The organism is Mucilaginibacter sp. OK268, assembly GCF_900103125.1.
In the GTDB taxonomy this organism is placed as follows: Bacteria; Bacteroidota; Bacteroidia; order Sphingobacteriales; family Sphingobacteriaceae; genus Mucilaginibacter.
In genome coordinates this window covers 1,007,813-1,034,017 of the sequence record NZ_FNJV01000001.1, presented here as the reverse complement: position 1 = coordinate 1,034,017, position 26,205 = coordinate 1,007,813, and the positions used below count along the sequence as shown (strand labels likewise).

Sequence of the window (26,205 nt, the reverse complement as noted above, 5' to 3'; positions counted from 1 at the left end):
TTATAAAACATTCGAAACACCAACATCATGAAACAGAAAATTTTACTTTGCGGTATCTGCGCTCTCTCGCTTTTTGCCTGTAAAAAGGATAAAAAAGCGCCCGATCCAGATGCTAAACTATATCCCATCAGTTTTAAGGTATCCGGCTTTTTGCAAAGCGCAACGCCTTTAGATAGTAAAGCAAAAACCAATTCCCTCGCTACTCAGGCCACGGATACCGTGCCCGTACAATTATTGTATTATAGTTTATACGATAGTGATGGGTTGTTGGTTTCTGCCAGAAATGTTAAGAAAGGCGATGCTAACTTTGGTCAGTTTAATGAAAATGTGCCTGCAGGAAATTATAAGGCTGTATTTTGCGGGGGATCAAATAATTTACTGGCTTACAGAACATTCTTCACTTATATTACCCGACCAGACATTGAGGGAGGTCCGGCTTATTGGGATGATACTTTTTTTAAGCTAATCCCTTTTACCGTAACCAATACAGGCATAAATCAATCAGTTACACTTTCCAGGGCAACAGCGCGATTAGCTATAGTGTTGAAAGATGCCATACCAACAGGCACATCAAAAATAGTGGTAAAATTTCAGGACACATCTGCAATAGGATCCGATGGATTACATCATTTCCAGGCCATCAATACCACTACAAAAACTATTAGTACAACAGATATTGGCACCACAAATTATACTATTGTGATGAATACATTAAATAATATTAAGCCCTTTGATGTAACTATAGATTATTATGGAGCTAATCCATCTGGGCCGCTGGGTACAAAAACCATTAAAAATGTAGTTTGTAAAACTAATTACATCACCACACTCTCCGGAAATTTATTTACCCAGGGCAACGCTCAATTTGTATTAGCGATTGATCAGGATTGGGGGGCACCGGTAAACGTCAATTTTTAACTTTTCTTAATTTTTTCCAGATATGAAAAAGGCTTTATTTATATATTTTATGCTACTTGGTGTAACATTGTTATCATGTAAAAAAGATAACCATACTAAAACTAATCCTACAGGTAAATTCTATCCCGTTTCTTTTAGCTTATCGGGCTTTACATCAACAATCGACCCTATTAATCAAAATAGTAAAATCAAAGTAAATACAGTCGATCCTTCTGCAAGTACAGTTGTTAAGCTGATATATAAACTGTTTGACTCTAATAACTCAGTTAAAAAAACGCTGATTATTAATAAAGGGGCACCCAACTTCGGAACAATTACGGACAGCCTTGCAGCTGGCACTTATACTGCCGCATTTGTTGGTCTAACTGATACTATTCCCGCCGACTTCGGAGATACCGGACTTATTTTTAATTACCGTACTTATGCATACTTTCCGGAAACATTTTATAGCAATGTTCACTTTACCGTTGGCAATACACCGGTACAACAGAATTCGGTTTTAAAACGATTAAATTCAGAGGTACAGGTAATTATTAAAGATGCCATTCCATCAGGAGTATCCCGGATTAATATAACTATTATAGGTGCGTATCAAGCATGTACTTATTTGGATGGAAAATCTACAGGATCAAATACTGGCGGAGAATCGTCTACGCCCATCACCAATGCCAATGTAGGCACAACCAATTTCCCATTAAGTCCCGTAACGCGTTTATTCAACAATACATCAACAGTGAATATCCTTATTGATGCCATATCTCCTAATGGCACAGATGTAGCTTTCAAAACGATTAATAACGTAACGCTTCAGCCAAACGTCAGAACCATATTAACCGGTAACGTATTTTCAAATGATGGAAGTACCGGGGGATTTGCTGTAACATTTGATCCAAATTACAGCGGCAATCTTAGCCAGAGCTTTTAAATATTTTTTACAGAAAACATTTAGAAATTCATAAAAGCAAAAGCCCTGCAAAGTTTAAAACTTTACAGGGCTTTTGCTTTAAGCTTTCCGCCTTCAGCTTTAAGCTCTATTGTACTTCAAACTCTTTTTTCAGCTTAATATCAACCGACGAGCTGCCTATCATGACCATGAATTTGCCGGGTTCAACCGTCCAGTTCATGTTTTTATCCAGCAGGGCCAGGTCATCAGGGTGCAGGGTGAACTGCAGGGTTTTCTTTTCGCCTGGAGCCAGGTTTACGCGTTCAAAACCGCGCAGATCGTACTCATAGGTGGTAACGCTGCTTACTTCATCTTTCAGGTATAGTTGTACCACATCTTCGCCTTTTCGGCTGCCGGTATTGGTTACATCTACACTTACCTGTATATCGCCCTGGGAGTTCTCCTTCTCTGGCGATACCTGCAGGTTGCTGTACTCAAATTTGGTATAGCTTAACCCATAACCATAAGGGTACAACGCACCGTTCACGCTGGTTTTGCCCCAGCTGTTCTCGCCGCCCTGGCTAGCCTGCGAAGCTGGCTTGAACGGAAAGTTAAACTCAATTTGTCCCGTAGTTTTAGGGAAGGTAATAGGCAGCCTGCCGCCGGGGTTATTATCACCAAACAAGGTTTCGGCTATAACACGACCACTTTCGGGGCCAGGAAACCAGGCTTCGAGTATGGCCGGAACGAATTTATTTTCCCAATTAATGGTGAGCGGTTGCCCGTTGATCATCACCATGACCACCGGTTTGCCTGTAGCCTGTAGCGCCTGGATCAGTTTTAACTGCCTGCCAGGTAAGTTTAAACCGGTACGCGAAAGACTCTCACCTACCCTCTCAAAATCTTCGCCTACTACGGCTATCACCACATCGGCCTGTTTGGCCTGTACTACAGCCGAATCAATACCGGCCTGCTCCTGTGTAGTAAGCGGTGTTTCGATGATCTCGCTTTCGGGCCAGGTGGCATCAACCACGTTACAGCCTTTGGCATAGGTAACGTTTACATCCTTACCTACGTAATTTTTAATACCATCCAGCACATTGGTAACCGGGTTGTGCGATGGGCCGTACCTGCTGGTAGCATAATTTTTTTCGGCAGCCAGCGGACCCGTTACCATTATATTTTTCAGTTTGCTTTTATCCAAAGGCAACAGATCGCCCTGGTTTTTGAGCAGCACCATCGATTCGCGGTTCATTTGCAGTGACATGGCATCATCGGCCGGGGTATGTACTTTTTTATCAGACGATTTTGGATCTTTTACATACGGATCATCAAACAATCCCAAACGGAATTTCACCCGCAACACATCACCAACCCGGGAGTCAACTACTTTCATAGAAAGCTTATTTTCTTTGATCAGCTCACGCAGAGGCATAATATAGGTTTGCGGCATGGTAAAGTTGGTACGTACATTCAGCCCGGCTTCTACCGCTTGTCTTACTGCTTCTTTATAGTCACCCGCAACGTGATGTTTGGAGTACAGGTATTCTACAGCCTCACTGTCAGATACCACATAGCCATTGAAGCCAAATTTTTGGCGCAGTAGCTCGGTTAAAAAGTAATAACTGCCGGTAATGGGCACGCCATCCCAATCGTTATAACTGCTCATTACACCCATAGGATGTGCTTCCTGTATCACCCGGCGAAAGGGGTACAGATAGATCTGGTACATCTCGCGCGGGGCCACATGCGGATCGGTACGGGCACTGCCATCGCGACCGCCTTTTGGTACGCTATATACGGCGAAATGTTTCAGGGTTGATGCTACGCCTTCTTCCTGGATGCCCAGCACCATTTGTTTACCCAGCTCAGCAATGTGGAAGGGATCTTCGCCATAACACTCCACAACACGCCCCCAGCGCTGGTCGCGCGCAGGGTCCAATATAGGCGCATAAACGTTGGTATAACCCAGGGCTTTTGCCTCACGGCCCACGGTTTGGCCTGCCCGGCGCACCAGTTGTTTATCAAAAGTACTGCCGATAGATATGGGAGCCGGCAAAGGTGTAGCACGATCATGGTTAAGACCATGGATACCCTCATTGGTAAAATCAACCGGGATACCCAGGCGGGTTTCTTCCACAAACCATTTCTGGATAGTATTGATAGCCGAAGCGTGTTTGCTGTATGGGAACGAATATTCAGTATATGCCCTGTCGGTTGTAGAAACCAGGTTGTTTAATTCCTCGTCAATATTGGCGATACCGTCTTTCCAGACTTCGTTTTTCCATGATGCGGCGGGCATTTCTTCTTTTAAAACCCGCTTGTAGCCGTAAAGAGTGGCCATCTGGCAGGTTTTTTCTTCAACGCTCATCTGGCTCAGCAAGTCGGCAACGCGTTTGTCGACAGTTTGCGAGGGATCCTCAAAAACGTCCATTTTGCCGTTCTTGTTAAAATCAACCCAGCCTTTATGGTAAATGTTTTTTTCTTGTGCCGATGCGGATAAGGCCAGCCCGGCGATCAGTGCGGAAGCCATGCCTACACGTGGCAGGGAGTACTTTTTTCTCATGCAGATATAATTGCGGTTAGTACTCCAAATATATGTTTTAAGAATAAGGTTGAGCCAGGACGCCATTATAGAAACTACGAAAACGATTGCGAACAGTTCTGTTTAAGATTTTATCTGGCGTAGGCCTGTCATCCTGAGCTTGTCGAAGGACGCGCGCAGAGGCCCTACCCACCATACTTCGACGGAGCTCAGTATGATACTCTTTTTGAACGCCGACGAAGACTCACCCGGTCTGCGCTTCGCTGGACCAGCCTCTCTTTGGCCTCGCCATAAAGAGGGTAAAGAAAAGCGAATGCCCCCTCTTTGCGCCGAAGGCGGAGAGAGGGGTAACGAGCGAAGCGATGTAGGGGTGAGTCGATTCTACTTCAAATTCTTCACAAAAAAGCCTACCGCCAAACTATCAATCTTTAAATGCACCTGGTGCCTGCTCACTGATGGGTCATCCGTAAAATAAGTGGGGGCTTCTTTTTTGACCTCATCAATAGCTTCCTGCAGCATTACATAATGACCGGTTTTGCCTGGGTTTATATAGTATTGAGATCCCTTGATCAACTCATGATAACGCAGGGCATTAGTTTTTACCGGGGCGATACTGTCGCTTTGCGAACCCACGATATAAACTGGCGCCGTGATATCACGATCAGAAACAAAACCCAGACCCGTGGCCGGCGAAATAGAAAAGAAAGCTTTGATCCGTTTATCACATAACCGTGGAGGGTTTTTCGCGCCGGCAAGCAAAGTACTGTCATCAAGATATTTTGCTAGGCCGGGAAATTCGGGCAGATTAAGCTGTTGCCTGCCTATAGTTTTATAGTAGTTAAGCAGCGCCATAAAATCAAAATGCCCGCCAGCCAGTGCAATAGCCGTATAACCACCAAATGAAAATCCGGCCATACCAATTTTATCCGTGTCGATCACATCCTTTGTATCTGGTTGGGCTAACAAGCTGCTGATCACAAAGCTGATATCCTGCGGGCGTTCCCAGGGTTTTAAAAATTCAAGGGGGATCTTATGGTCATAAGTGTTGCCCCAGTGATCAACAGCGGCAACAATAAAGCCCTTTTGCACCAAAGCATCAGCCAGCCACTCCAGCGAAAGGCGGCTCCCTCCTGTGCCATGTGAGATCAAAATGAGTGGGAGCTTTGCCGATGGCAACTTACCATCGCGCACGGTAGCCACACGCATAAATGGCGAAAAAGTTTTGTCGCTTTGTTTTAAAGTATCTGTTGTGGGATACCAGATTTCGGTAACCAATGGACGGTTACGTTTCTGGTCCTTAAAATGAAAAGTGCGTTCGCCAATATGCGTTTGCGCGCAAATGGTGTGGTGAAACAGGGCGATGATGAGCGTAATGTAAATGGAGCGGTGCATAGGTTATCTGATTTAGATACAAAGCAAGCCAATAGTCCTTTTAAAAAGATTGACAATAGTCAATAAATCACTTTTTTGATTTGAGGCGGCTCAGCGTTTCCTGAGATATGCCCAGGTAATCGGCAATGATCTTGCCCGGTAGTCTTTGTATCAAGCCGGGTTGTGTTTGCATCAGGATGTTGTAGCGTTCCTTAGCATCGAGGGTTATTAAGCTTTCTATACGCTCAATGGAGGCTATGTAATCCTGCTCCAGCCCCAGGCGCATCATGGTTTCCCAGCCGGGTATTTCCTTCATCAGCATTTGCGCATCCTGGCGATTGATCATGAACAGCTCCGAGGGTTCCATGCTCTGTATAGCCGCTACCGATGGCTTTTGCTGTACAAAACTGGGAAATGCAGTGCCAAAATGATCTTCGAATATCAAAAAACGTGTCCACTCGCTGCCATCATCCTTGGTTAAAAAAACGCGGAGGCAACCTTTCACCACAAAATATAAATAGCGGGCTACGTTTCCTTTTTCGAGCAGTATTTCTCCCTTTTTAGCCTGCCTGGATTTATAACAGTTACTTACCAGCTGCTCCTGTTCGGCAGAGAGGCTGATCTTTCCTTCGATTTGTTTTTGTAGCGCCGGATGCATTAGGCTAACATAAGCATTATTTATTTGCCGCTCAAGCTGTGTTTAAACCCCAAAAATGAGACTCATTGACCTGATTGTTACCCAATTGTAAATATTATGATACTATTAAACTTTTAATAATCATATCCGTCTTAATTAGTAAATTCACTTAAACTTATTGCCCAATGAAAATCCTGAATCTCCTTTGCGCATTTATCGTAGTTGCCGGCTTAAATATGAATGAAAGCCAAGCACAAACTAAACAGCCTGCCGCTATTACTTTTAAGAGCGCGGCCAATTTACCCTATCCCCTAACCTGGACCACCAGTGTTACCGACGGCAGCTATATTTATACCATATCGGGCTATAAAGGTTTGGGCGGTTTTTCGTCCGAAGTATTAAAATATGATCCGCAGGTCAACAAATGGTCGGTTTTGGCAGATATGGGTGGTAATAAGATACAAACCGCCGCGGCTTATGTACCTGCAACCGGTAAAATTTATGTAATGGGCGGAATTGGCGGTTTAGGAGGATCACGTGTTGCCAATCAGATATTTCAAGGGGTACAAACAGTAGATGTTAAAACCGGCAAGGTAGAGAACCTGCATATTTTAAACCCGATGGCCAGCACTTACGGCAGCGCTGTTGAATGGAACAATAAAGTATATGTTTTTGGTGGCACAAGGGATGGAAAACGTACACTAAACTCCCTGTATGAGTTTGATCCGCAGACAGCGAAATTTACGCAACTGGCCGATATGCCCGAGAGCCTGCAAGCTGCCGGCGCCGTAATTGATGGTGTGATATATACTTTTGGCGGTTTTGATGCTTTTACTAAACGCCAATCCTACAGTATCAACGCTTATGATATTAAAAGCAATACCTGGAAAAAAGTGGGCAAACTGCCAGAATTCTTATCAGCCAACAGCGTATCAGCTTGCGGCGACAAAGTATTTGTAGTAGGTGGTTATGATGATGAAGATTTTATTGGTTACTATGATACCAAAGCCAACCAGTTTGTAAAACTCAAATCAAACATGGAGCAGCGCAGGGCTACCGCATCGGCAGTTTACAATAACTACCTGTTTGTTTTTGGTGGTTCAACCCGTTTTAAAGCTTTCAGGAGTTCCACATTGCAAACCACACAGGTAGCTAATGTGGCGCCGTTTTTGAACAACAGCGCGAGTAAGTAAGGTATTATTTGGTTTGGTATTTTCTTAAAATATCGCCCGTCTGTGGATCAACAATTACGGCGGTACTACACCAGTTGAACAGAACTAATTCTCCGTCATCATTAATGATGGCGGAGATATAAACACAACTATTGGATTCCAATCCGCAGCCGAACACTTCAGTTTCGGATACCCTCCATAGAAAATCCCCAGAAGCGCTTATAGCAAAAATGTTTCGATTATAATTTATTTCAAATGGTATATCCAAAACAATGATGATCACATTATCTGCAATCACCGTTTCGAGGATAGGATATTCAAAATCAAGAGAATAGCCATTGGCTAATGTTATAGTCTTTAGGTTTATGATGTATCCTGGTTCTTCCATACAAATGAAACACCAAGATAACAAAGTTATTTCGCTTGGTCTGTTTTACTCCGCTGCTTCCTCGCCTTTACTGCCCAACTTTACAATATCGCCTTTTTGAAATAATATAGCTTGCAGGGTTTTACGCCAAACCGGCTTTTTCCGCAGCAGAAATTCCAGGTCCATACCAAAGTGTTTAAACTCTTCCTGCTGGGCGTTTTGCATGATGGCTTTAGCGGCCTTGTCAGGTTCAACGGATATACGTTGTTCGTACCAGTTGATGGCTTCTGCCTCTTCGGTTAGGGATACGATCATCCGGGCAAAGGTCCTGGTTTCGGCGGATAGCTCGTTGGCAGGTTCGTGATATTGATCAAATGACATAATATTTTTTTTATTTTAAGAAGGCTTGATATGCCGCATTTGTTTCGATATACCGATATTTAGAAAGCATACAGATTAAAACAGAGATGCCGCGTCCTGCGTTAAGTATTTGAAATATTAGGGAACAGTAAATTGCCCATGAAACAGGAAGAACCGCAAATAGCACCGCCAGCCATCAGATTGGCATGGAAAAAATACCGGCATTTATGGAAGTCTGCGGAGGTGCCGGCCAAACACCTGCTTTTAAAAGAAGGCGATATCAGTCGCAAGGCTTTTTTAATTGAAAAGGGTAGTATCCGCACCTGGTTTTATCATGATGGTAAAGAGATCAGCTTTCAATTCTTTTTTGAAGGTGATGTGGTTTCGTCCCGGCAAAGCATGCGCAAGCACACACCAAGTCCGTTCAGCATCGAAACGCTGGAGCCTACAAGCATACGCTGGTTAGATGCCGGGGACATGGAGCAAGTGCGAAAAGACCCCGTACTATACCAATTTATCATTGAACAGACCAGCGATAAACAGGCCGAGTTTATGCAGCATTTTTTCTCCTACTTAAAAGATAGTCCCACCCAACGTTACGAAAACCTGTTGCGGCAAAAACCCGAAGTGATCAGGCGGGTGCCATTGCAACACATTGCCTCCTACCTGGGTATTACGCAGGTATCCTTAAGCCGCATCCGCAACAAAATCAAGTGACCTCGTATTATTTATCTTTTGTTAAATGTTCCACCGGAAAAACTTCTGAATTTTAACTTGTTAAACATTTTAAATCATGAGTTTGCTAAAAATAATCCCAAAGATCATTTATAAGGATGTTCAGATAGGTGTAAACCTTTTCACCGCGCTTGGTTTTGAAACAAAGTATTCTGAAGATGGGTTTTACATTATGGCCCGCGACGGTGTTACTATTCAGTTAGTAGCCAGTGAAGATGATTTTTATGTAAATGATCGCCCCGAGATGAGGATAGATACCGACGATATTGAAGGGTTTTATGCGGAGGTCAGCGCCAAACATCCGGAAATACTACACCCTAATTTAAAGGTGATCAAAAATCAACCCTGGGGCTTAAAAGAATTTGCCGTACACGATGAAACCTCCGTTTGCATTATTATTCAACAGTCAATTTAACCATGAACAACGAAGAATTCCTTCCAAATAACCGGGATTATAGCAGCATTAGCCCTTCGGCGCGCGCATTATTATTGCTGAAAGGCTTTACAGATATTCCTTTTGCGCTGGAAGCAGCCAAACTGATCAGTCGCCCCGATCAGTACCAGCCGGATTTTAGCATCAAGGATCTTGCTTTTTGGGCTCGTGTGCTGCACTTTGAATCGCGGTATAAAAGCATTAACCAATTATTAGATAGTTTACCGGTTCAAAATATTTTAGAGATATCCTCCGGTTTTTCATTCCGGGGGTTAAGCTCGGTATTGAATAAGGAGGTTTATTACATTGATACCGATCTGCCAGAGGTAATTGCAACCAAGCTAAGCCTACTGGAGGATCTATTGCCTTATGATGCTATACCTCATGGTGAACTGGAAACTTTAGCCCTCAACGCGCTTGACGAGGCTGCTTTTACAGCCACAATGAATCATTTCCCCGAAAGCGAGATAGTCATTGTAAACGAAGGGCTGCTGGTTTACCTGAATATGGACGAAAAACGAAAGTTATGCCATAATATCCGCGAGGTGCTCCGGCAGCGGGGAGGCTACTGGATTACGGCCGACATCTATGTTAAATCCTCAAAAAGTTTCCCGGAGCTTAAAATAAACGATGAACTACAGGAATTTCTCAGGGGGCACCGCATTGACGAAAACAAGTTCAATAGTTTTGAAGAAGCCGCAGCTTTTTTTAAAGCAGAAGGGTTCATTATCGACAAAGAAGCCGAAGCGGAGCATCAAAACTCGGGCTCGCTAAAATATCTTCGGGCCAATGCCACCCAGGAACAATTGGCGAATTTGCGCAGCGCCGGGCGCGTCCGTGCCACATGGCGTTTAAAACTGGCCGATTAATTTTTTCTTATTAAACCAAATTATAAATTGCAGGTCATACCAATAATACCATATTAGCACGTTCTATATGGTATTATTATTTATGAACCCTGCTTATGAAAAAATTACTCCTTATCATCTCCGCTATTGCCTTTATTATTGCTTCCTGCAAAAAAGATAATAAATCGCCTGTCGTAACCAATCAGGAAGACCCCAACTGGATCAAACTGGAAATACCCAATGGCCGCACAGCCTACGCTATTGCCGGTAATATTGATGATACCTTGCTGGTTACTACGCATACCAAAGCCTATTTTACTACGGATAAGGGCAAAAGCTGGCAGGAATCTAAAAACTTTAACGGCCCCATACAAGGACTATACACCAATAAAGATACTGTAATGTCGTTATTACTTACCGGTGGCCTGGAATTGGAAGGAACCCTGAAAGCCTCGGTAGCGCAATTCTATACCCTTGATATGGGCAAAAACTGGAACCGTTACTTAGATTACCAACGGGCACAGAAAATCAGTAAACCAATTGGTATTGTGCAATCGGCGCAAAACAAGGTAATCTACGAACTAAAATATAATACCAAGCCAGTTTCGACCAATAGCAATGCTTATACCCATAGGCCTACTACCATACTCCGGGAGGGTAATACGCTCGATTTTCCGTTTAATGCCCGGATCGAGAACCTGTATATGGATAGTAACGACCGCCTGTATGTAGCCGCTTCCGGCGGTATCTACAATAAAGAAAAAGATACATTCACCTTCAACGGGGACAATACCCCCGCCGTAATTTATGTGTCGCGCAAAGCCTTACCTTAAGTGCCGGTAACTGTTAGTTCCTGACTTTAACCTCCAAAGGCGTTACATTTCTGAATGCGTAAGGATCAATATCACTGATGCTTACCTTCATTACATCCTGCGTGTTTTTGATAGTAACATTCAGACTGCCATCGGGATTAAGGGGTACGCTAACATAGTGTTTGCCATCAGCTTGTGCAGGGGTAGCACTTCCTTTCAACAGGTTTACGGTTAAAGCTACCGCGATAATGGTTAATACAATTTTGGTGTACAGATCTGTTTTCATTTTATATTGCTTTAAGTTTTAGATTTGAAATATTAAAGCAATATAATTTAAAAGCATATTATTTCAATAAATAATTATGTGACTAAAGTTCTTTTCCATTTTTAGCGCAAGTCTTGTGCGGTTGCCGACGGGTAGCTGACTTGTGCTCTGGTGAGGTGAGAAATCTTTTACGCTTACCTAATGATCAGGAATGTTGCAGAAGATTTCTCCTCGTACCTCGTTCGAAATGACAAATTCGTTATGCTTTTTCTTCGTGCTTTTTGATCTTGATAAACACCAGTTTTGAGGTGGGTGTGTTACTTTTCTCGGCAACGCTGTCTATCGGTATCAATACATTGGCTTCGGGATAATACGTAGCCGTGTTCCCTTGGGGGATATTGTAAGGCACTACTATAAACAGGCGCGCTACCCGCTCTACACCACCATAATGATTAAGCAGATCAACCTTTTCGCCCGATTTAAAGCCGGCTTTACGCATATCCTGCTCGTTCATGAATATCACCCGGCGCTCATTATGGATACCACGGTAACGGTCGTCAAGGCCATATAAAGTGGTATTAAACTGGTCGTGACTGCGGATGGTGCCCATACGGTACTCATCAGCGGCTATATCATGTTTCGGTAGTTCGGTTATGGCAAAACCTATCCTGGTACCATTGATCTTATTTTCAAATTTACCGGTGCGGGGAGCATTGGGTAGGTAAAAACCGGCAGGGACACGTACCCGCTGATTATAATCTTCAAAACCGGGTATCACACGTGCAATATCATCGCGCACGGCATCATAACTCATCGCGTATTTATCCCAATTAACCACAGAACGATTGCCTAAAGTAGCCTTGGCCAGGTTACAAACGATCTGGTTCTCGTTCATCAGATCGTCCGATATAGGTTTCAGCATCCCTTTTGACATTTGCACCACCCCCATCGAATTTTCGCAGGTAATAAACTGTGCTTCTCCGTTGATCATATCCTTATCACTCCGTGATAGTGTAGGCAATATTAGCGCCTCATTCCCGTGCACCAAATGACTACGGTTAAGCTTGGTTGATACATGTACCGACATTTCGAGCTTGCGCATGGCATCGGCGGTATAAACCGTATCCGGTGTAGCCGAAAGGAAATTACCTCCCATCGCAAAAAACACTTTCAGTTTACCTTCATGCATGGCCTGTATCGATTCCACCACATCATAACCATGCCCGCGCGGCGGCTCAAAACCAAAAACCTCTTTCAGTTTATCCAGCTGCTTGGGCGAAGGTTTATCGTAGATCATCATGGTACGGTTACCCTGTACATTGCTGTGCCCCCTTACCGGGCATAATCCTGCACCAGGTTTGCCAATGGCGCCTTTTAAGGCGGTAAGGTTAACGATCTCTTTAATGGTATCCACGCCATTTTTGTGTTGGGTAATACCCATAGCCCAGCACACAATAATGCGGCTTTTATCTTTCAGCATTTCAGCAGCCTGCTCAATCTGGGCCAAAGGAACACCAGCCTCAAGGGCCAACTCATCCATAGTGTACCGGTTTAAACTGGCCAGAAAAGCCTCGTAGCCTTCGGTGCTGCTTTTGATGAATTCATGATCAAACACTTTGCCTGGGTTTTCCAATTCAGCTTGATACAACAGCTTCTCTATCGCCTTGAGCAGGGCCATGTCCCCGTTTATTTTTACCTGCAGATAAAGATCGGCCAGGTGCGAATCTATACCCAGGATGCCTTTAACCGTTTGCGGGTTTTTAAAACCCATGAGTCCGGCCTCGTGTAATGGATTTATGGCGATGATCTTTGCCCCTCTGGCCTTACCCTTTTGCAGGGCGGTGAGCATCCGCGGGTGGTTGGTACCCGGGTTTTGCCCCATAATGATGATCACATCGGTATCGTAAAAATCATTCAGGGTAACGGTTCCTTTACCTATACCTATAGTTTCCGTAAGAGCCACTCCACTTGATTCATGACACATATTGGAGCAATCGGGCAGGTTATTGGTACCGTATTCGCGTACAAAAAGTTGATACGTAAAAGAGGCCTCGTTACTGGTACGACCAGAGGTATAAAAAGCAGCCTCATCAGGTGATGCCAGGCTGCTTAGCTTATCGCCTATTTTTTTAAAGGCATCATCCCAACTGATAGGCTGGTAATGTGTAGCGCCTTTGGGCAAATAAACAGGCTGGGCTATCCGCCCCTTCTTCCCTATCTCATAATCATTGAGCTTAGCCAGATCGAACACGGAGTTTTCAGCAAAGAAATCGGCTGTCAGTTTTTTAGTGGTAGCTTCTTCAGCCAGGGCCTTGGCGCCGTTCTCACAATATTCCGCAACCGGCGATCTATCGTCATCCGGATCGGGCCAGGCACAGCCGGAGCAGTCGAAACCGTCCTTCTTGTTCATTTTAAACAAGCCTTCCATGCCGCGTACAAAGCCGGCTTCCTGTATAATATCAACCATGGCGGCTTTTACCGCGGGGATACCTGCCGCCCATTGTTTTTGCTCTGTTAATTTCAGATCCAGCAGTTTTTCAGGATTTTCTGCTGCCGGCTGTTCCGGCTCTTTCAATGCCTTGCTCATTTCTTTTTTGCTGCTAAAGGATTGGGGTAATTATCGCTCTGATCTTCGGCCACGTTATCCAGACAGGTAAAATCTTTCTCTACCAACAGGTGCAGGTTGCCATGAATACCTTCAAAACCCACCTTATCCGTATCGGAAAATTCCTGTAACAGTTTTGCAGGTATATACACGGTAATGGTATCATCCTTAAAAGTCGCGGATAATTGTTCGTCATCCACCACCTGCAAAGCATAAAACAGTTGCTTACTGCCAAAATCAACCGCCTCGCGCAGGTGACCTTCTTCTGCAAGCCTGAAGGTATCTGTACGGGTAAGCCGGTATCTTAATGAATTGCCTTTAATACGTATCTTCATAACGGGGTATCTGTACGCGGTGTGCCGCGGTATATACATTAAAACGCTCATCGCGTAAAAAACCGATCAGCGTGATGTTAAATTCATTGGCCAATTCCACGGCCAGGCTTGAAGGCGCTCCAACCGCTGCTATAATATTGATGCCCGCCATCGCCGCCTTTTGTACTAGTTCAAAACTTGCCCTGCCACTCAGCAATAATATGGTTTGTTGTAACGGCAGCCAATTATAGTTCAGCGCCGCGCCTATGAGTTTATCAAGGGCATTATGCCTGCCCACGTCTTCACGTAACAGCAACAACTCGCCCATGGTACTGAACAAGGCCGAAGCGTGTAATCCGCCTGTATCCTCAAATACCCGCTGATGCTTGCGGAGTATCGCAGGCAATTGGTATAAAACAGGGGCTTGTATAGTATCGTTATCATCCCGCTCGCCGGCAAAACTGCTTACGGTGCGGATGGCATCGATGGAGCCTTTGCCGCAAACCCCGCAGCTGGAGGTGGTATAAAAATTACGCTCGATATTTTGCAAATGAGGTACAACACCGGGCGCCAGACTTACCTGTATCACATTCTCCTTATTTTCGGCACAGGCTATAAAACAATGCTCTGTTTTCGCGATATCTTCCGGATTTTTGATGATGCCTTCGGTAAATAAAAAACCGGCAGCCAGCTCAGCATCATGACCGGGTGTACGCATGGTAACAGAGATATTCTGTACCTGTCGTTGCCCATCAATACCATGCTCCAGCCTGATCTCCAGTGGTTCTTCAATGGCGAGCACATCGGTAGCTGAAGCTATTTCGGCAGCATTTACCTTGATAACGCGGATACTATGTGTAGAATTGGCAGCCATACATCAAATATACAATTTACGCGGCGGCTTTGTTTCTTTTTGAGAACAAGGATTGAGGGAGCAAAGACTTTTGGAACAAGGATTGAAGGAACAAATAGCAAGGATAAAAAGTCCTTGTTCCGCTGGTATTCGGAAGGTTTAAAATAGGGGCTAAATAACGAGTTTGGCTAAAGCCCATAACTGTTTAATTAGTCCGTTGGTTAAAACCAACGGCAATGAAGGATAAAATCAACGCTGTTCTATTCATTGCCGTCCCATTTATGGGGCGGATAACGGAAGTATTTGCTGGCTTTAGCCAAAAACATTCTTTCAGACATGGGCTCTTTCCTCCAAAATCTATGCTCTATGTTTCCTCAATTAATTTTCATTTCCTCTCCTTTCTTAACTATTTTGCCCTAATTTTGAGTATGAAGATTAATGTGCTGGCATTTGGTGTGGCAAAGGAGATATTTGGAAGTTCGCTGGTTAGCCTTGAATTGACAAACGATGCCACTATATACAATTTAAAATACCTGCTGGAGCAGCAATATCCGCGATTGAAACAACTGGCATCGTACATGGTAGCTGTAAACAATGAGTATGCCCTACCCGGTGATACGATACATGAACGTGACGAAATTGCTATTATACCACCGGTAAGCGGCGGATAACTTCTTAGAGCAAGGATTTTTGGAGCAAAGAGCAAGGATTGAAAAATAAAAATACAAGCGGATAAAAAGTCTTTGTTCTTTGCTCCCTCAATCCTTAATCACAAACAAACTATATGAGCATCAGGAAAGCTACTCTGGCCGATCATCCGGCGATTTGTAAATTACTGGAACAACTGGGTTACCCGGGAACAGAAAGTTATTTACCACAGAACCTGGAGGTGGTGCTTAGCCAGCCGTTATCAACCGTATTGGTTTATGAGCTGAATGGTGTTGTTGCCGGTTTCATCGCTTTTGATTTTATTCCGCAGCTAACCACCCGTGGCGATTATGCCCGCATAAGCTGTTTTGCTGTTAATGAAAGCGCACGCGGCAATGGTATCGGCAACGCGCTCGAAGAACATTTTACTAAATTGGCGACCGAACGAAAATGCGACCGGATAGAAGTTCACTGTCATTCGCGCAGAGTAGATGCCCATCGTTTTTATGAACGCCAGGGATATGAGGAATCGCCAAAATATTTTATAAAAATGCTGCCCGATGAATAACACACAGATCGTGCTTTCTTCAGAAAGCCTGAACGTTCAGTCTTGTATCGATTGGATCATGTCGCCCGAGTCAGGGGGCATTGATGTATTTATTGGAACAGTACGTAATGCAACCAAGGGTAAACCGGTGCTGAAGCTTGATTTTGAAGCCTATGAACCCATGGCCATCAGCGAAATGGAGAAGATAGCCCAACAAGCCTTTGAAAAATGGCCGGTACAAAAGGTATTGATCCATCACCGCACGGGTACTTTACAGGTTGGCGAAGTACCGGTGATCATTGCCGTATCTGCGGCCCATCGTGATGCCGCTTTTGAGGCCTGCCGCTACATCATCGATACCCTGAAACAAACGGTACCCATTTGGAAAAAAGAAGCTTTTGAGGATGGCGAGGTTTGGGTTGCGGCGCATCCGTAGCGTTTATTTATTGGAGCGTATCGATTTTAAATCTACTGCTATCATTTCCAAGTGGCACGTCACCCAACCAAAGGTTATACTTTTTTGAATACATTGCCATACCCTTACTAAACCCGGCGTCCAATTCTTTTGCCGCCAACTTGGAGTACATCACTAAAAACACGGTATAATACGTTTTATAAAAATCATTTTTAATTGGTAGGTCACCTCCAATAGTATTATAAATCTTAACCATTTCAATGTAATCTCTGGTATTAAATTTAGTCCATGCACTCATTTTCTGAAGGTATTCTCCAACTTTCCGATCGAAGTCTGTTTTTTTTATCGGAATCCCGATGTCAGTTTGATTAAATTTATTGACATGAGTTCCACTCTGTGCTTTAACTACCATATTATTCAGTAGTAGCAAGCTAAGCAATATTAGTCCATATGCACTGGCCTTCATCGTGTCGATCATCCAATTAATTTATAGTCTTTAATCATAAACTACTTCTCCAAATAAGCTCTCAAACCACCCTCTAACGAAAAAATATTAGCATCGGGGATGCGTTTCAGAATGAGTTTTACAGCTTCTTCGCTGCGCTTACCGGTGGCACAGTAAAGTACTTTGGTTTTAGGATCGGTAAAGTAGGCCAGGTAGCCTTCTACCTCTTCAATAGGGATATGGATACCGCCGATGTCAAAAGCGTCGCGTTCCTGTTCGGTACGTACATCCACCAGATCGATAGAATCATCATCCATATGTTCTTTTAATTCCAATGCTGATATTACGGGAATGGTTATAGTTGCAGCGAGGCCTCGCACGGGTGTTTTTGAAGTAGCGCCAATTTTGATGATCCGGCTCTGCATACTTTGCGCGTCAAATATCAATATTTTGCCCACCAGCAGATCGCCGGTTTTGGTGATATATTTGATCACTTCATTGGCCTGCATACAGCCAATAATGCCGGCCAGCGTGGGTATTACGCCACCTTCGGTGCAGTTGGGGATCTGGGTAGGGTCAACCTTCGGAAAAAGGTCACGATAATTAGGAGATCGTGTATTTTCGTCGTAAACCACATTCCAGACTGCTACCTGTCCTTCAAACTGATAAATAGCGCCATAAACCAGGGTCTTACCGGTCATCACACAGGCATCATTCAGCAAATACCGGCTTTCAAAGTTATCGGTACCATCAATCACAATATCATAATGCTGTATGATACTCAACACATTGTCAGAGTTGATCTTTTCGGTATGGGGAACCAGTTTTGTATCAGGATTTTGTTCCTGTAAACGCTTTATGGCAATAGCTACCTTGAGTTGGCCCACATCTGCCGGCGAGTATAATATTTGCCGGTGCAAGTTGCTCACAGATACCACATCATAATCCGCTATACCCAACGTACCTACCCCGCTTGAAGTTAAATACTGGGCTGCGGGGCAACCCAGACCGCCGGCACCTACTATCAATACCCGGGCCTGTTGTAATAGTATTTGTGCCTGCTCGCTAAAACCGGGCAGGGCCATCTGGCAACTATATCTTAAAATATCGGGTGTCATTAGTTTGTAGCTGTTTTTTGGTGAAGAACCCTTTTTACTTTTTCCAACTCTTCCGGGGTGTTCACATTGGTCAATGCTTCTGGATCTGGTGCGTTGAGCAGGTTAATCTCGCTATTGATAAGCACCTTGCGCGGGCACGAATACCCTTGCGCTAAAAACGACAGTAAGATCGGGTAACTTTTAGGCTCCCATATGGCAACCAGCGGTTCCGGAAAATCGGTCACCGGGCTGTGGTAAGTTGTAGCTACTGCCGAACTATTGCGCCAGGCAGCAAGGTTACGCAAGGTAGCCTCATCCATCAATGGTAAATCACAGGCTATAACGAGCCAGGCATTATCTGGTCTTTCGCGAAAGGCCGACAGGATAGCTCCAAAAGGCCCAAGCCCTGTAAAGGTATCCTCCAAAACAGGATATTCAACGTCGGCTTCATTATTATGCTGTCCGGGTCTGCGAGAAATAAAAACCTCATTGCAAAAAGATTTGAGCATATCGGCCATGTGAAAACGTTGTGGTTTACCATGCCAGTTCACATTGCCCTTGTCAAAACCCATCCGCTCGCTTTTACCACCTGCTAATACCAACCCGTTTAAAACCGGGCGCGACAGCTTCAGGTTAGTTTCAAAAAAACCGATGATCCGATCTCTGTCTGATAGCCGGTAAACGGGTATATCCTGCCAGTGCGGGATGGCTTCCTGTATAAAATCAAAGATCTCGTCGCTGTTATCGGCCAGTAAAAATAATTGCACATTGGTTAGTTGCTCCACCCTTTTTTGAAGCGAAACCCTTTTGTTGATATCGATGATCACCACCTGGGCTTTGGCTAACTGATGGTTGCCATTTACCAGTATCAGATCGGCATTGGCAAATTGCTGTTTGATCTGGTAAGGCCAAACCGGATTCTGAAAATTAAACTGCTGATAATTGATCTGATCGGTATAATCCAGCATGGCTCCGTTGGTGAGCCGGCCCGGCACCAGGGTGATATCATCATTGTGCGATGTATCGGCATAGGCGCATTTATATACGGTAGATAGCGCCCCGATCACATCATGGGCCAGCAATTTGATCACGGTACATGGGCCACCTACAATAGACCATTCATTACGACCGAAATTGCCCGAAGCTGGCCGGGCCAGTTTAGCGTGTTTTTTATGCTCGTTTAAAGTCACGTTTACCTCCTGTTTTTGCTATCAGTTTGGTTTCTTTAATTATAATATCATGGCTCATGGCCTTGCACATATCATAAATAGTCAGTGCCGCTATGGATGCGCCAACCAGGGCCTCCATCTCGATACCAGTTTTAGCAGTGATGCTGGCGGTACAATCTATCACGATCTCCTCCTGTTCATTAACCAGTATGGTGACGTTGCAATTATCCATTCCCAGGGGATGGCAAAGCGGTATCAGGTCGCCGGTTTTTTTGGCCGCCATGATACCTGCAATAATAGCCGTTTGAAAAACCGGGCCCTTCTTACTCACCAGATCATCATTGGCTAAATGCTGCAATACTTCAGCAGGCAAAACAACCACGCTACGCGCTGTGGCAGTGCGGTGAGTAACCTGCTTCTCGCTTACATCAACCATTGATGGGTTGCCTTGTTTATCTAAATGGCTTAACATTATGTAATTTTTATGATTTCACCGATTTTATAAAGCGATTGCACTGATTTTATGAGGTGATTACAGTGATTCTCTTTTATTTCGCCGACCCTTTGTTTAAACATTGACACCTCATTTACTTTTATCAAAAAAACGGTGTAATCATTATCCCCTAAGATCGGCGTAATCATTCCCTAATCAATATGTCAATACTTTGTACACCTCTCCTACTTTAAAATCAGTCCTCTCCGGTGGTAATTCTAAAAAGGCATCGGTATCTGCTAAGTTAGCAAAATCACCCGAACCATTTCCTTCAATTGGCCAGGCCATCAGCTGTCCTTGCGGGTTGCTTTGCAGCTTTACCTGTAAAAAATATTGCAAGGGTGGTTTGAACTGGAAATCCTTAGCTAAAACTGCATAAACGGATGATTGTTCTGTCAAATTTAAAGTAGTCCTTAACCAGTTTAAAAAATATTTGTGCAGACACATAAAAGTAGCCACAGGGTTACCTGGAAACGCAAAAACAAGGCTCCCGTTGCCATGTACACCAAACCAAAAAGGTTTCCCGGGACGCTGTGCCACTTTATGAAAGATCTTCTCTACCTGCGAGTCTTCGAGTGCCTGGGGTACATAATCAAACTTCCCCATGGATATACCGCCACTGAGCAGCAATACATCATAATTTTGCAGGCAATGTTGTATCTGCTGGCGGGTAATTTCAGGATCGTCGGGAATATGGATCAGGTCTGGCAGCAAACCCTGCTTCTGCAATACCGCTTTTATGGTATAGCCATTTGATTTCCGGATTTGGTATGGTGCAGGCGTTTGGTCAACTTCAACCAGTTCATCGCCCGAGGATATGATCACCACCCGCGGCAATCTTTTTACCAGTAAATTTGTTTTACCTACAGACGCGGCCAAACCAATAATGGCCGGCGTGATCATTTGCCCAATCGACGCTAATATATCCCCTTCCCTTTTATCAGCCCCTTGCAGGTGCAGGTTTTGCCCTTTTTTTATATCCTGTACTTTTACCAAAGCCTGACCATTAGCTATTTCAACATCTTCATAGCGGATCACCGTATCTACAGAAACCGGCAACACCGCACCCGTCATGATCTCGATACACTCATCTGGATGGGCAATAGCAGCAGGTTCATCACCGGCAGCCTGGGTAGCTTTGATGTTAAAAGTAAGGATGCCACTTATGATAGACTGATAATTAACAGCTATACCATCCATCGTTACCCGGTTAAAGGGTGGCAGGTCACGATCGGCAGTAATAGGTTCGGCCAGCACACAGCCCACTGTCTGCTCAAACGGCAGGTTTTCGGTACCGTAATCTCTTAATTGTGCCAGTATCAGCTTTTCAGCATCTTCAACAGTGGTCATATATTAGTTTTTTTAGTATCAAGTAGCTAGTATCAAGTATCATAACAGCTGCATTTCAAAAATCTTGATACTTGATACTAGCTACTTGATACTTACCTTCCTTGATACTGTAAATCATCCTCCTATAGTAGCCATAGATTCATGTACACCCGGATGTACTACACGTTTACGCTCGGCCTCCCAGCCGTCTTTAGCCCGATGATTAATGGCATTTAGCAATACAGTCTGCAGCTCATCGTCACCAGTACCGGTGCGCATCATATCCTTCATATTCAGTCCGCCATCATCATACAAACAGGTTTTCAGTTCGCCCTGTGGGGTTATCCTGATGCGGTTGCAGGTACCACAAAACGTACGCGAATAAGCGGCTATAATACCTACCGAACCCTGATGACCGGCCACCTGGTAATTATAAGCGGTTGAATATGCCGGATCGGGTAATTTCTGTATCTGTGGATATTGACTTTTGATCTCCTCCAGTATGCGGATATAATCCCATTGCAAACCGGTGTAAACATGACCATCGCCATTAAAAGGCATTTCTTCTATAAAGCGCACGCTTACCGGCAGCTCTTTGGTCATTTGCACCAGGGGGATAATGTCCTGCGTGTTTTTTCCGTCCATCACTACCGCGTTTATCTTTACTTCGATGCCATGTTTTAGTAAGGCCTCCAGGGTTGCCATTACATTGGCAAATTCATCGCGGCGGGTAATGGTAAAAAAGCGGTTGGCATCCAGCGTGTCCAGGCTCAGGTTTACCGACCGTACCCCTATCTCTTTCAATTCGGGAACATGCGGCGCGGTGAGTACGCCGTTGGTAGTGAGGCTCAGTTCTTTCAGGCCATCCAGCTGCGATATGGCCGTGAGCAGCTGCATAATATCCTTGCGTACAAAAGGCTCGCCCCCGGTAATCCGGATCTTTTCGATCCCCATTTTCACCAGCAGACTACAGCCACGCAGCATTTCTTCATAGCTCATCAATTCCGTACGCGAAAGCCAATGCAAACCATCCTCGGGCATGCAGTAAAAACAGCGCAGGTTGCATTTGTCTGTTACTGCAAGGCGCAGGTAATTGATTTTCCGGCCGTGATTATCTATGAGCAATGGATAAAAATTTAATTTAACAGTCTTTTAGTAAAAGTAAATATTACAAACGGCTCCTATGTTTTTAAAATGTACTTTTTGTATCACAAATTTGCTGGCAATGGGTTAATATCAATATTGCTACTTTTGATTTATATTTACTTTAACACAAAGTTAAACCAATTGTGAAAGAATCATTACGCAAACCATGTAATAACTGTTATGACCGGACTCATCATATTAGCGGCAGGCTCATCGAGCCGCTTGGGTAGCCCTAAGCAAAATCTGGTTTACCAGGGGCAAACGCTGCTACAACGAGCCATCCAAACCGCGTTAACTTCGGTATGCCATGAAAATGTGGTGGTGGTGCTTGGGGCTAATGAAGGAATAATACGCCCAGGCATATCTGATCAGTTGGTACATATTGCTTACAATACACTTTGGCAGGAAGGTATGGCATCATCCATACGATTAGGTGTCACCGAATTGCTTAGCCTCCAACCTTTAATAACAAGCGCTATATTAATGCTATGTGACCAACCTTTTGTTGATCCCCTGCTGATATACCAACTCACCGAAAAAAGGGCGGAGACCGACTTTGGCATCATTGCCTGCACTTACCGCGGAACGCTCGGTGTGCCGGTATTGTTCGATGTAGCTTACTTTCCCCAATTATTAATGTTGCAAGGTAAGGAGGGTGCCAAAAAACTGATCAAAACTTTTCCAAATGATGTAACACAAATCGCTTTTCCGCTTGGAGCTATTGATATTGATACTATTGCTGATTATGAGCAGTTGCACGGGCATTGAGGCATTCTGTTATCCAAAAAGTAGGCCTGTCATCCTGAGCTTGTCGAAGGATCGTGCGGAAAGGCCTACCCACCATGCTTCGACAAGCTCAGCATGACACCCTTTATTTTATAAACAATGACGCTCGGGAAAGAATACAAAAAGCCCCGCCAAAATTGGCGGGGCTTTGATAACTGATCATCTCCGGCTTATTTAACTGCCGAAAATTTATATAAGGACTGTGTTTTATAAGTCTGCCCTGGTTTAAGCTCGGTTGAAGGGAACTGAGGCTGATTTGGTGAATCAGGATAATGTTGTGTTTCCATCGCGAATGAGGTGCGGAATTCATCTTTAATGCCCCGTTTCATCACGTTTTTGGCCTGCATAAAATTACCGCTATAAAACTGCAAACCAGGTTCTTCGGTAAATACTTCCATTTTGATACCGCTTTTATCGCCAACAACAGTAGCAATAGGCGTTTTGATATCGTGTTTGTTTAATACAAAATTATGATCATAGCCTTTACCATTTTTTAGCTGTATGTTATCATCATTTATTCTTTTGCCAATAGTTTCTGGTTTGGTAAAATCAAATGGTGTACCTTTTACACTTTCTATTTTACCCAGCGGGATTAGCGTTGAATCAACCGGCAAATAGTTATCGGCATCAACTTGTACTAAATGATCAAGGATGGTACCACTACCTTCGCCATTGAGGTTAAAAAAGGCATGGTTGGTTAAGTTTACAACTGTAGTTTTATCAGTTGTAGCTTCGTAAACCGCTTTAAATTCGTTATCATCAGTCAGGCTGTAGGTAACTTTTACGTTCAGGTTACCCGGGTAGCCCTCTTCCATATCTTTTGACAGGTAAGTAAACTCAACGGTTGATGAGTCGATCTGTTTACCATCCCATACAATAGTTTGGTAGCCCATTTTACCACCATGCAAGCTGTTTGGAGGATTATTAATAGATGACTGATATTCTTTACCATCAATTTTAAACTTACCTTTGGCTATACGGTTGCCATAACGGCCAATAGTAGCGCCGTAATATGACTCTTTTGATTTTTCAAAACCTTCTACGCTTTCAAAGCCTAATACCACGTCGGTAAGCTTACCTGTTTTATCCGGAACCAATAGGCTCACTATACGGCCACCATAATTGGTAAAGGTTGCGGTAATACCATTCTTATTTTTAAGCGTGTACAAATGCGTTTGTTTTCCATCGATTGTTGCTTCGAAGGCAGAAGCGGGTGTTTGGGTGCTATCCGTCATAGTTGTTTTTTTCTTGTCAGATGATTGATTACAGGCCGCTAAAGATACACATGCCGGTAACATTATTAATAAGAGGTTTTTAGATAAGTTTCTCATGGCTTCGTAAATAGTTGGTTTATACCGTTTATTTTGGTTGGCCTAAATTAGTATTTTTTGCTTATCCCTTAATTTTATAATGCACTTCGCTCAAATTTCTCAATCTGTCGGCTGCAAACTCGGCGGTGATATCGCGTTGCGGATTGGCCAGCATCTCATACCCTACCATGAATTTTTTAACCGTGGCCGAGCGTAACAAGGGCGGGTAAAAGTGCATATGCCAGTGCCAGTACGGATGATCGCCCATGTTTACCGGCGATTGGTGCATACCTGCCGAGTATGGGAACGAGGTCTCGAACATATTATCGTATCTTACTGTCAGTCGTTTGATTGCATCGGCAAGGGCTGTTTTTTCGTCATCAGTAAAATAAAGCAAACTGGTGATATGCCTTTTGCTCACGATCATGGCTTCATAAGGCCAAACCGCCCAAAAAGGCACCATTACCACAAAATGTTCGTTCTCGAAAATAATACGTTCTTGTTTTTTGAGCTCCAGTTGCAGATAATCACCCAGCAGGCTGCGACCTTTTTGCTCAAAATATGCTTTTTGCTGTTGGGTTTCTTTAGCCACCTCAACCGGGATACTATTTTGTGCCCAGATCTGCCCGTGCGGGTGCGGGTTACTACAGCCCATGATATCGCCTTTGTTTTCAAATATCTGGATGTGTTTTATCCAGGGGTAAGTAGCCAGATCCTGGTATTCGGTTTGCCAAACATCCACTACCTTCCTGATGTCGGCAGTTTCCATCTCGGGCAATGTGAGATCATGACGTGGTGAAAAGCTGATCACCCTGCATATACCGCGTTGGCTGTTAGCCACAAGAAGCTCATCATCGTTCAATCCACCATCCGGGGTGTTTAATAGTAATGAGGAGTAATCATTGGTAAAAACATAACTGGCTTTGTATTCAGGGTTCTCGCTCCCATCGGCCCTTTTGTTACCGGGGCATAAATAACAAGCTGGGTCATATGGCGGCCGCTGGTCGGCCTGGGTCGCCTCTACCTTACCCTGCCAGGGGCGTTTGGTGCGGTGTGGCGATACTAATATCCAATCGCCGGTTAAAATATTCAAACGGCTATGCGGATGTTCTTTCAGGTCAAAGTTTTCGTTGTTCATCACGTTTAATTAATTCAGGTTTTTTGGTGCTGGGGCACCGGGCATGGGGTTAAATGCCTTTGTTGAACCAAAAGTAAAAAAACAAATGTTAAGTTTACATTTAAAAATAAAATTTATTTGTCAGATAGACATTTTTATCTTTTCAATGTATGCCGTGAGACGCAATTATGCGTCTCTACGTAAAAAACTAGGGATGTAGAGACGTATAATTACGTCTCCCTGTGTTCAAAAATATTCAAAGAGAAATTAGAGATCCGAAGTCTCTGACTTCGAATAGCAGTAAACGTGGATACCATTGGCGCAAGTCTTGTGTAGTTGGATTGTGGGTTGATGACTTGTGACATTACCAGGCTCATAAGCACAAATCATCAACGCATCAGCAACCGCACAAGACTTGCGCTAAAGAGGGAGTTAGTTCCCTTCCCGTTGAAAGAGTAATTGCACATTAAAAACGGTTATCAAAGAAGGGTGTCATGCTGAGCCCCGTCGAAGCATGGTGGGTAAGCCTCTGCGCTCTACCCTTCGACGGGGCTCAGGGTGACAGCCATTGGCGCAAGTCTTGTG

Annotated in this window: 28 protein-coding genes; 11 read left to right on the top strand and 17 right to left on the bottom strand. The window is 44.1% G+C overall.

Going from position 1 to position 26,205, the window contains the following annotated elements; all coding sequences use genetic code 11:
* Positions 1-27 precede the first annotated feature (27 nt).
* Positions 28-918: a hypothetical protein gene (locus tag BLR84_RS04335; RefSeq protein ID WP_090464828.1), complete on the top strand. Its 891-nt coding sequence runs from the start codon at positions 28-30 to the stop codon at positions 916-918.
* Between the two features lie 22 nt (positions 919-940).
* The gene (locus BLR84_RS04330) at positions 941-1,843 is read left to right on the top strand and encodes a hypothetical protein (protein WP_090464825.1); all 903 of its coding nucleotides are present in this window, start codon (positions 941-943) and stop codon (positions 1,841-1,843) included.
* A gap of 106 nt (positions 1,844-1,949) precedes the next feature.
* On the opposite strand, the gene BLR84_RS04325 is transcribed toward BLR84_RS04330, so the two are convergent.
* The 3 genes from BLR84_RS04325 to BLR84_RS04315 form a co-directional block, all read right to left on the bottom strand.
* On the bottom strand, positions 1,950-4,367 hold the full coding sequence (locus BLR84_RS04325) for a glycoside hydrolase family 3 N-terminal domain-containing protein (RefSeq protein ID WP_176851944.1): 2,418 nt from the start codon (positions 4,365-4,367) through the stop codon (positions 1,950-1,952).
* Between the two features lie 360 nt (positions 4,368-4,727).
* Positions 4,728-5,738 (bottom strand): alpha/beta hydrolase family protein, encoded by a 1,011-nt coding sequence (locus BLR84_RS04320; RefSeq protein WP_090464818.1) that lies wholly within the window; start codon positions 5,736-5,738, stop codon positions 4,728-4,730.
* Between the two features lie 67 nt (positions 5,739-5,805).
* Positions 5,806-6,375, bottom strand: coding sequence for a Crp/Fnr family transcriptional regulator (locus tag BLR84_RS04315; RefSeq protein WP_090464815.1), 570 nt, complete (start codon positions 6,373-6,375; stop codon positions 5,806-5,808).
* Positions 6,376-6,539: 164 nt separating this feature from the next.
* On the opposite strand from BLR84_RS04315, the gene BLR84_RS04310 reads away from it, so the two are divergent.
* Entirely contained in the window at positions 6,540-7,547 is a 1,008-nt protein-coding gene (locus tag BLR84_RS04310) for a Kelch repeat-containing protein (protein WP_090464812.1), read from the top strand.
* 4 nt (positions 7,548-7,551) lie between these two features.
* Here the strand turns inward: BLR84_RS04310 and BLR84_RS04305 are convergent, their stop codons facing one another.
* On the bottom strand, positions 7,552-7,914 hold the full coding sequence (locus BLR84_RS04305; RefSeq protein ID WP_090464809.1) for a DUF7957 family protein: 363 nt from the start codon (positions 7,912-7,914) through the stop codon (positions 7,552-7,554).
* A 45-nt stretch (positions 7,915-7,959) separates the two neighbouring features.
* Entirely contained in the window at positions 7,960-8,274 is a 315-nt protein-coding gene (locus BLR84_RS04300) for a ferritin family protein (protein ID WP_090464806.1), read from the bottom strand.
* A 138-nt stretch (positions 8,275-8,412) separates the two neighbouring features.
* Here BLR84_RS04300 and BLR84_RS04295 point away from each other — a divergent pair, with 138 nt between their 5' ends.
* The 4 genes from BLR84_RS04295 (at position 8,413) to BLR84_RS04280 (ending at position 11,102) form a co-directional block, all read left to right on the top strand.
* Positions 8,413-8,970 carry a Crp/Fnr family transcriptional regulator gene (locus tag BLR84_RS04295; RefSeq protein WP_090464801.1) on the top strand — a complete coding sequence of 186 codons (558 nt, stop codon included), beginning with the start codon at positions 8,413-8,415 and terminating at the stop codon, positions 8,968-8,970.
* 76 nt (positions 8,971-9,046) lie between these two features.
* A complete protein-coding gene (locus BLR84_RS04290; protein ID WP_090464798.1) occupies positions 9,047-9,403 on the top strand; it encodes a VOC family protein in 357 nt (118 codons plus the stop codon).
* Between the two features lie 2 nt (positions 9,404-9,405).
* Complete coding sequence (locus tag BLR84_RS04285; protein ID WP_090464795.1) at positions 9,406-10,290, top strand: hypothetical protein; 885 nt, start codon at positions 9,406-9,408, stop codon at positions 10,288-10,290.
* Positions 10,291-10,385: 95 nt separating this feature from the next.
* The gene (locus tag BLR84_RS04280; protein ID WP_090464792.1) at positions 10,386-11,102 is read left to right on the top strand and encodes a hypothetical protein; all 717 of its coding nucleotides are present in this window, start codon (positions 10,386-10,388) and stop codon (positions 11,100-11,102) included.
* Positions 11,103-11,115: 13 nt separating this feature from the next.
* On the opposite strand, the gene BLR84_RS04275 is transcribed toward BLR84_RS04280, so the two are convergent.
* The 4 genes from BLR84_RS04275 to fdhD all read right to left on the bottom strand — a co-directional run bounded on the left by BLR84_RS04275 (position 11,116) and on the right by fdhD (position 15,139).
* Positions 11,116-11,367: a hypothetical protein gene (locus BLR84_RS04275; protein WP_090464790.1), complete on the bottom strand. Its 252-nt coding sequence runs from the start codon at positions 11,365-11,367 to the stop codon at positions 11,116-11,118.
* A 238-nt stretch (positions 11,368-11,605) separates the two neighbouring features.
* On the bottom strand, positions 11,606-13,933 hold the full coding sequence (locus BLR84_RS04270) for an FdhF/YdeP family oxidoreductase (protein WP_090464787.1): 2,328 nt from the start codon (positions 13,931-13,933) through the stop codon (positions 11,606-11,608).
* Positions 13,930-14,286: a DUF7009 family protein gene (locus BLR84_RS04265; protein WP_090464784.1), complete on the bottom strand. Its 357-nt coding sequence runs from the start codon at positions 14,284-14,286 to the stop codon at positions 13,930-13,932. Before BLR84_RS04265 ends, BLR84_RS04270 begins: the two co-directional genes overlap by 4 nt.
* Positions 14,270-15,139 (bottom strand): formate dehydrogenase accessory sulfurtransferase FdhD, encoded by an 870-nt coding sequence (gene fdhD / locus BLR84_RS04260; protein ID WP_090464782.1) that lies wholly within the window; start codon positions 15,137-15,139, stop codon positions 14,270-14,272. Before fdhD ends, BLR84_RS04265 begins: the two co-directional genes overlap by 17 nt.
* Positions 15,140-15,546: 407 nt before the next feature.
* On the opposite strand from fdhD, the gene BLR84_RS04255 reads away from it, so the two are divergent.
* The 3 genes from BLR84_RS04255 to BLR84_RS04245 all read left to right on the top strand — a co-directional run bounded on the left by BLR84_RS04255 (position 15,547) and on the right by BLR84_RS04245 (position 16,749).
* Complete coding sequence (locus BLR84_RS04255; RefSeq protein WP_090464779.1) at positions 15,547-15,789, top strand: MoaD/ThiS family protein; 243 nt, start codon at positions 15,547-15,549, stop codon at positions 15,787-15,789.
* A 113-nt stretch (positions 15,790-15,902) separates the two neighbouring features.
* A complete protein-coding gene (locus BLR84_RS04250; RefSeq protein WP_090464774.1) occupies positions 15,903-16,334 on the top strand; it encodes a GNAT family N-acetyltransferase in 432 nt (143 codons plus the stop codon).
* Positions 16,327-16,749, top strand: a complete 423-nt coding sequence (locus BLR84_RS04245) for a molybdenum cofactor biosynthesis protein MoaE (RefSeq protein WP_090464771.1) — start codon at positions 16,327-16,329, stop codon at positions 16,747-16,749. Before BLR84_RS04250 ends, BLR84_RS04245 begins: the two co-directional genes overlap by 8 nt.
* A 7-nt stretch (positions 16,750-16,756) precedes the next feature.
* On the opposite strand, the gene BLR84_RS04240 is transcribed toward BLR84_RS04245, so the two are convergent.
* From BLR84_RS04240 to moaA, 6 genes are all read right to left on the bottom strand, one after another.
* Positions 16,757-17,206, bottom strand: a complete 450-nt coding sequence (locus BLR84_RS04240; protein WP_090464769.1) for a hypothetical protein — start codon at positions 17,204-17,206, stop codon at positions 16,757-16,759.
* Positions 17,207-17,235: 29 nt separating this feature from the next.
* Positions 17,236-18,291 (bottom strand): HesA/MoeB/ThiF family protein, encoded by a 1,056-nt coding sequence (locus BLR84_RS04235; RefSeq protein WP_090464765.1) that lies wholly within the window; start codon positions 18,289-18,291, stop codon positions 17,236-17,238.
* On the bottom strand, positions 18,291-19,460 hold the full coding sequence (locus tag BLR84_RS04230; protein WP_176851943.1) for an NTP transferase domain-containing protein: 1,170 nt from the start codon (positions 19,458-19,460) through the stop codon (positions 18,291-18,293). Before BLR84_RS04230 ends, BLR84_RS04235 begins: the two co-directional genes overlap by 1 nt.
* Positions 19,441-19,911, bottom strand: a complete 471-nt coding sequence (moaC, locus tag BLR84_RS04225) for a cyclic pyranopterin monophosphate synthase MoaC (protein ID WP_090464762.1) — start codon at positions 19,909-19,911, stop codon at positions 19,441-19,443. The genes BLR84_RS04230 and moaC overlap by 20 nt, the downstream gene beginning before the upstream one ends.
* 177 nt (positions 19,912-20,088) lie before the next feature.
* Positions 20,089-21,282, bottom strand: coding sequence for a molybdopterin molybdotransferase MoeA (locus tag BLR84_RS04220; protein WP_090464760.1), 1,194 nt, complete (start codon positions 21,280-21,282; stop codon positions 20,089-20,091).
* Between the two features lie 114 nt (positions 21,283-21,396).
* Positions 21,397-22,386, bottom strand: coding sequence for a GTP 3',8-cyclase MoaA (moaA, locus tag BLR84_RS04215; RefSeq protein WP_090464757.1), 990 nt, complete (start codon positions 22,384-22,386; stop codon positions 21,397-21,399).
* A gap of 201 nt (positions 22,387-22,587) precedes the next feature.
* Here moaA and BLR84_RS04210 point away from each other — a divergent pair, with 201 nt between their 5' ends.
* The gene (locus tag BLR84_RS04210) at positions 22,588-23,175 is read left to right on the top strand and encodes a nucleotidyltransferase family protein (protein ID WP_090464754.1); all 588 of its coding nucleotides are present in this window, start codon (positions 22,588-22,590) and stop codon (positions 23,173-23,175) included.
* Between the two features lie 188 nt (positions 23,176-23,363).
* Here BLR84_RS04210 and BLR84_RS04205 read toward each other — a convergent pair whose 3' ends face one another.
* Both BLR84_RS04205 and BLR84_RS04200 read right to left on the bottom strand, forming a co-directional pair.
* On the bottom strand, positions 23,364-24,524 hold the full coding sequence (locus BLR84_RS04205) for an aldose epimerase family protein (protein ID WP_090464751.1): 1,161 nt from the start codon (positions 24,522-24,524) through the stop codon (positions 23,364-23,366).
* Between the two features lie 61 nt (positions 24,525-24,585).
* Positions 24,586-25,641, bottom strand: coding sequence for a UDP-glucose--hexose-1-phosphate uridylyltransferase (locus BLR84_RS04200; RefSeq protein WP_090464748.1), 1,056 nt, complete (start codon positions 25,639-25,641; stop codon positions 24,586-24,588).
* Positions 25,642-26,205: the final 564 nt, after the last annotated feature.